Origin of the sequence: Streptomyces inhibens (assembly GCF_003389455.1) — a bacterium.
Lineage (GTDB): Bacteria > Actinomycetota > Actinomycetes > Streptomycetales > Streptomycetaceae > Streptomyces > Streptomyces inhibens.
In genome coordinates, this window is the sequence record NZ_QUAC01000299.1 from 1 (window position 1) to 1,700 (window position 1,700).

Annotated in this window: 2 protein-coding genes; both read right to left on the bottom strand. The window is 71.6% G+C overall.

Annotated features, from left to right (window positions below):
- Nucleotides 1–68: 68 nt before the first annotated feature.
- The gene (locus tag DY245_RS33050; protein WP_128510844.1) at nucleotides 69–497 is read right to left on the bottom strand and encodes a VOC family protein; all 429 of its coding nucleotides are present in this window, start codon (nucleotides 495–497) and stop codon (nucleotides 69–71) included.
- Between the two features lie 62 nt (nucleotides 498–559).
- Nucleotides 560–1,498: a beta-ketoacyl-ACP synthase III gene (locus DY245_RS33055; protein WP_128510845.1), complete on the bottom strand. Its 939-nt coding sequence runs from the start codon at nucleotides 1,496–1,498 to the stop codon at nucleotides 560–562.
- Between the last annotated feature and the right edge of the window lie 202 nt (nucleotides 1,499–1,700).

The following is a 1,700-nucleotide window of genomic DNA, read 5'->3' on the forward strand; positions in this document are numbered from 1 at the left end:
GACCACCGGCGCCAAGACCAAACGATCCCTGATCGCCTACGACCACTGAGAACATCGGACTCATTCATCTAGGGAAGCGGCGCGAACAGATCCACCCCATGGCCGTCCGGGTCCTGTACGACGGCGTAGCGCTGTCCCCAGAAGGCGTCCCACGGAGCCTTCTCGCCCGTGTAGCCGGCGTCGGTGAGCTCCGCGTAGACCTTGTCGACGCCGGCGGGACCGTCGCACTCGAACGCCAGCCCTGTCGGGGCACCGGCCTGCGGCGGCGTCCAGTCAGGGTCGATGGCGCGGGCGGTCGTGTACGAGTCCCACATCAGCCGCAGGCCGCCGGGTAGCTGTGCCTCGGCGTGCGGGGCGGTATCCGCGTCGGCGGGGATGTCCAGGCCGAGGCGGCGGTAGAAGGCGAGCGCGGCGGCCATGTCGGCGACCACCATGCCGATGGCCGCGAAGCGCGGGGTGGCGGTGGAGGGTGTGGCCGGGGAAGGAGAGGTCGTCATGGGGCGAGCGTAGGCAGCCCGCCCCACCGCGGTCTTGAACGAATCGGACGTGGTCCGGCCCCTTACGGGCAGCGGATGACCTGCCCCGCGTAGGAGAGATTGCCGCCGAAGGCGAACAGCAGCACCGGGTCGCCGGAGGCGATCTCGCGGCGCTCGACCAGCTTGGACAGGGCAAGCGGCACCGAGGCGGCGGAGGTGTTCCCGGAGTCGACGACGTCCTTGGCGACCACCGCGTTGACCGCGCCGATCCGCGCCGCGACCGGCTCGATGATCCGCAGATTGGCCTGGTGCAGCACCACGCCCGCGAGATCCGCGGGCGCGATACCGGAGCGTTCGCACACCTTGCGGGCGATGGCCGGCAGCTGTGTGGTGGCCCAGCGGTAGACGGTCTGGCCCTCCTGGGAGAACCGGGCCGGCTCGCCCTCGATCCGTACCGCGCCGCCCATCTGCGGCACCGAGCCCCACAGCACCGGACCGATCTTCGGCTCCGGCGAGGCGGTGACCACCGCGGCGCCCGCCCCGTCGCCGACCAGGACGCAGGTCGAACGGTCCGTCCAGTCGACCACGTCGGTGAACTTCTCCGCGCCGATGACCAGCGCATGCGTCGCGGAACTGGCCCGGATGGCGTGGTCGGCGGTGGCCAGCGCATGGGTGAAGCCGGAGCAGACGACGTTGATGTCCATGGTGGCGGGTGCGTCCAGGCCGAGCCGGGCGGCGACCCGGGCTGCGGTGTTGGGGCTGCGGTCGCTCGCGGTGCACGTGGCGACCAGCACCAGATCGATGTCGTGCGGGGCGAGGCCGCTGGTGGCCAGGGCCTTGGCCGCGGCGGCGGACGCCATCGCGTCCACGGTCTCGTCCGCTGCCGCGACATGGCGGGTGCGGATGCCGACCCGGCTGCGGATCCAGGCGTCGTCGGTGTCGACGAGCTTGGCCAGATCGTCGTTGGTGAGCACGCCGGAGGGCTGGTAATGGCCGAGAGCCAGGACGCGTGACCCGGTCATGAGTTCCCCTGTACGTGGATGGGCGATACCCCACCAGTCTCACCTGTCGGCCCCGGAGGACGGGTGAGCGATCCGCCAATGTTCCGTCGTCAGAACTGGAGACAGTCGTCAGAACCGGGGACGGGCGTGACGGGCCCGCCCCGCCGCGCGAGGGCGGCGGGGCGGGCGCGCGCAGAGGCAGCAGCCCGCCCGATCCAACGGC